We start from the raw sequence: 3,668 nt of genomic DNA on the forward strand, positions 1-3,668 counted from the left end.
GCGCTCGGCTTGGAGGCACTTTCGCGAGGTGCGAGGTCGGCATTGTTCGTCGAGTCCGATCGCCGGGCGGCGGCGGTGATCGAACGCAACATCGCCACGCTCGGTCTGCCCGGCGCCGTTCTACGGCGCGGTCACGTCGCCGCCGTGTCGGCCACCAGACCCGCCGCGCCGGTGGATCTCGTGCTCGCGGACCCGCCCTACGACGTCGACACGGCCGAGGTGGAGCGCCTGCTCACCGCGTTGGCCGGCCATGGCTGGGTACGGGCGGGAAGCCTCGTCGTGGTGGAGCGCGCAGCGGGCGGACCCGTCCTGACATGGCCCGACGGCTGGGATCCCTGGCAGCAGCGGGTGTACGGCGACACCCGTTTGGAGCTGGCCGAACGGCAGTGATTCAGCGTGTACCGTCTTTCGTCATGGGCGCCGCTCCTCCTCATCGCTTCGCTCTGCATCGTCGGTGGCGCGCGTCATGAGCGCCGCTCCTCCTCATCGCTTCGCTCTGCCTCGTCGGTGCGCAGCATGAGCGGCGCCGTCTGCCCAGGATCTTTCGATCCGGTGACGTTGGGTCACATCGATGTCTTCGAACGTGCCGCAGCGCAGTTCGACGAGGTGGTCGTGGCGATTCTGGGTAATCCCGCCAAGAAAAGCATGTTCGACATCGACGAACGGATCGCGATGATCGAGGAATCGACGTCGCATCTACCTAACGTTCGGGTCGAGCTCGGCCAGGGCCTGGTGGTCGATTTCGTGACGTCTCGAGGAATGACCGCGATCGTCAAGGGTCTGCGCACCGGTACAGATTTCGAGTACGAATTGCAGATGGCGCAGATGAACAAGCACATCGCCGGCGTCGATACCTTCTTCGTGGCGACGGCTCCGCAGTATTCGTTCGTGTCGTCGTCGTTGGCCAAAGAGGTTGCGACACTGGGCGGTGACGTGTCCCAGCTGCTACCCGATTCAGTGAACCGTCGGCTGGCCCAAAAGCTGCGCTCGGCCGCCGACGGTAGATAGTCAGCGCGGCCGGGCGAAAGCCACGGCCGCGCTGAGGATTCGGTGTAGGTCAGCTCGCAGCGAGCGCCGCGTGCAATGACTGCTTGGCCTCGGTGATCGCGCTCAGCACCGTGGCCCGCGCTTCGGCAAGCTTCTCTTTCTGTGCGTCGGTGCCCGACCAATGAATGGTCCGGGCCAACCCGGCGAGCTCGAACAGCCCCCACCGAATCTTCACGACATCGCCGAACTTGCCGGCGTGGGCTAGTCGCGCATGAATGGTCTCGCTGCTGATTCCTTTCCACTGCAGGACATTTGTGCCCAGCTCGGTCAGGGTGGCCACCCCATCGCTGACGGTTACCAACCCGCGACCGGCCAGCTTCCCGAACGCAAGCTCGACCATTGCCTGCGGCGGAGCGAAAGCTCCGCCGGTCGCCTCGGAAACCCGCTGCACGATTTGTTCCGCGTTGGCGGGCCCGTCGAGCAACAACGCCGCCGTGCCGACCACCACCCGCTTGTGGCGTCCACCGAATCCGCGCCCGGGTCCGCCGTCGCCGCCCTGGCCGGGCCCACCCCAGCCGGGTCCGCCGAAGCCTGGCCCACCCCAACCTGGCCCACCCCAACCGGGCGCACCGAAACCGGGTCCGCCCCGACCGGGGCCTGCAAATCCACCACCGAACATCCTGATTCTCCTTCTGTCAAACGGCGAGAGCCCCAATGGCCAGGCCGTCAATTCGTATATCTACTTCCTTGATACGCTGACTTTCTAAGGTATGTCAAGTGTCTTGATACAAGAATCGACGTTTCGCCCGTGGAACCTGACTGCATCGACCGACGCGCCGACCAATGCGGCACTAGAGCTGCAGTTTCATGCCAGCATGGTGAGGATGAGCGATCTCGAAGATCAGCCCTTGGGCTACCTGGTGCGTGCCTTGATGGCGCGATTGCGGCCCCACGCGGTCCAGGCGTTGCGCCCGCTCGGCATCGGGTTGCCCGAATTCGTCTGCATGCGCATTCTGGCCGAAGACCCGGGCCGTACCAGCGCCGAGCTTGCTCGCCACACGCACGTGACCGCCCAAGCGATGAACCAGGTCCTGCAGGGTCTACAGGAAGACGGCCTGGTCGCCCGCCCCGCGTCGGCGTCGTCGGGCCGTGCGCTGCCGGCTCAGTTGACCCGCAAAGGCAAGGCGTTGCTCAGGCGCGCCGAGGAGGCCGTCGCGTGCTCAGATGAGCAGCTGCTGGCTCACCTCAGCCATGCCGAGCGTCGTCAGCTCAAATCGTTGCTCTACCGTGCCGGCAACCCGTCCGGCGAAAGTCCGGCCTGCCCCCGAGGTAGTACGTCACGGCCCAGTTAACCTGTCGGGCAACACTATTGGAAGCTTTTCGGGGCCCACTCACACATCATGCGGTTCAAACCGGACTTTCATCCGAGTCCTCGGGCGCGGGCCATGGGACGGCAATGCTGTAGCGGTCGCAGAGCGCGCAACACCGAGCACGGCGCCTCAACGAGGTATTCGTTGACGGTGAGGCCCTCCCATTCACCGACCCACGGGCCGGGGGTCAACGTGCACGTCATGCACAACACAGCGGTGCAAGAGCAGATGCCTTCGCCACCGTCGCCGAAGCTGTCCGAACAGTCCTCGCACACAACGACCTGCGGTAGTTGCTGAGCGGCGCGGGCCAGGAGATCACAGCGACGAGACCCGTGACGAGGCGATCGGGCGTCTCAATCAGTTCTGGACCGAGGGAGGCTGAGATGCGAAATATCCGACGGCTTCCAGCCATCGGAAAAGTCACCAGTTAGACCTCGCCCGACCTCGCTGTGCGCTCACGGCGTTTAGTTCGCGGCCGGTGTTCTTGCGGATTGTTAAGCCCCTCTTCGACGACCGCCTGAACCTCGGGGTGACGCAGATACGCCGCCTCGGCCATTGACATCACCACTGCAGGCTCCAGGACGATTGTCCCTTCCGGATCGGCGCGCACGAAGTAGGTCTTGCTGCGGAGGTCGAGTCCGTTGAGGCTGATTCGATTGCGGCCGTCAAGTTCAACGGTGTGTTCGTGAGCAGATGGCACGGTCATCAGGTCTCCTCGTGTCATATGTCGTGACACTGACTGTACAGCACCAACGCACCGTCGGTACATTCGGTACGACGTACCGCTGGTACGCTGTCAACACCTGCTTGGCAGCTGACCCTAACCCGCCGCCGACGGGAGATCCCTCTTGAACGTCCTCTTTGCTCCCGCCGCTGATGCCGCCCTCACCGAACTCTGGAAAACCGACGAGGACGCAGCAGAGTTAATCGAGGCGGCGATCGACGTCCTTGAAGATGACCCTCACAACGCCATCAATCGGCGACACAGCATCCGCGCATCCAGCGGCCACACCGTCTGGGCAATCCCCGTTCGGTCCCGTGACGACAACTGGGTCATTCTCTGGAGCAATACCGCAGTCGACTCCGCGGTCATCCTCTACATCGGCCGGAACTTCCTCAATTCTTGATGCCGCCAGTGACCAGGGCTTTCTTGCTCGCCCAACTCACCAATGAACCGCCCACCGCGATCGGCACGGCTTGGCGCCTAGAGATCTCCAGCGCGGCATTCGTCGCCGCATTGGCCGCCTGGCTGATCGGCCCGTTCGTTAATCGAGCCTTCGGCATGCTCCTCGCAGCATTCGGCCTGAACGA

General features: G+C 64.0%; 6 protein-coding genes. 4 read left to right on the forward strand and 2 right to left on the reverse strand.

The genetic code is table 11. The features are described 5' to 3' along the window. Both AC2VOG_RS17250 and coaD read left to right on the forward strand, forming a co-directional pair. Positions 1–390: RsmD family RNA methyltransferase (locus AC2VOG_RS17250; protein ID WP_486941073.1), on the forward strand; the 390-nt coding region annotated here is incomplete at its 5' end. A gap of 126 nt (positions 391–516) precedes the next feature. Further along, complete coding sequence (coaD, locus tag AC2VOG_RS17255) at positions 517–1,008, forward strand: pantetheine-phosphate adenylyltransferase (RefSeq protein WP_486941074.1); 492 nt, start codon at positions 517–519, stop codon at positions 1,006–1,008. Positions 1,009–1,057: 49 nt separating this feature from the next. Here the strand turns inward: coaD and AC2VOG_RS17260 are convergent, their stop codons facing one another. Then, the gene (locus AC2VOG_RS17260; RefSeq protein WP_486941075.1) at positions 1,058–1,666 is read right to left on the reverse strand and encodes a hypothetical protein; all 609 of its coding nucleotides are present in this window, start codon (positions 1,664–1,666) and stop codon (positions 1,058–1,060) included. A 196-nt stretch (positions 1,667–1,862) separates the two neighbouring features. On the opposite strand from AC2VOG_RS17260, the gene AC2VOG_RS17265 reads away from it, so the two are divergent. After that, positions 1,863–2,339 (forward strand): MarR family winged helix-turn-helix transcriptional regulator, encoded by a 477-nt coding sequence (locus tag AC2VOG_RS17265; RefSeq protein ID WP_486941076.1) that lies wholly within the window; start codon positions 1,863–1,865, stop codon positions 2,337–2,339. A 445-nt stretch (positions 2,340–2,784) separates the two neighbouring features. Here AC2VOG_RS17265 and AC2VOG_RS17270 read toward each other — a convergent pair whose 3' ends face one another. Then, positions 2,785–3,063, reverse strand: a complete 279-nt coding sequence (locus AC2VOG_RS17270; RefSeq protein ID WP_486941077.1) for a hypothetical protein — start codon at positions 3,061–3,063, stop codon at positions 2,785–2,787. Between the two features lie 142 nt (positions 3,064–3,205). Here AC2VOG_RS17270 and AC2VOG_RS17275 point away from each other — a divergent pair, with 142 nt between their 5' ends. Further along, positions 3,206–3,484 (forward strand): hypothetical protein, encoded by a 279-nt coding sequence (locus AC2VOG_RS17275; RefSeq protein ID WP_486941078.1) that lies wholly within the window; start codon positions 3,206–3,208, stop codon positions 3,482–3,484. Positions 3,485–3,668 lie beyond the last annotated feature (184 nt).

It is taken from the genome of Mycobacterium sp. TH-M11, from assembly GCF_057473725.1.

Excerpts from the sequence above, each read along its gene's own strand:
- coaD (WP_486941074.1), top strand. The coding sequence starts at position 517 with ATGAGCGGCGCCGTCTGCCCAGGATCTTTCGATCCGGTGACGTTGGGT.
- AC2VOG_RS17260 (WP_486941075.1), bottom strand. The coding sequence starts at position 1,666 with ATGTTCGGTGGTGGATTTGCAGGCCCCGGTCGGGGCGGACCCGGTTTC.
- AC2VOG_RS17265 (WP_486941076.1), top strand. The coding sequence starts at position 1,863 with ATGGTGAGGATGAGCGATCTCGAAGATCAGCCCTTGGGCTACCTGGTG.
- AC2VOG_RS17270 (WP_486941077.1), bottom strand. The coding sequence starts at position 3,063 with ATGACCGTGCCATCTGCTCACGAACACACCGTTGAACTTGACGGCCGC.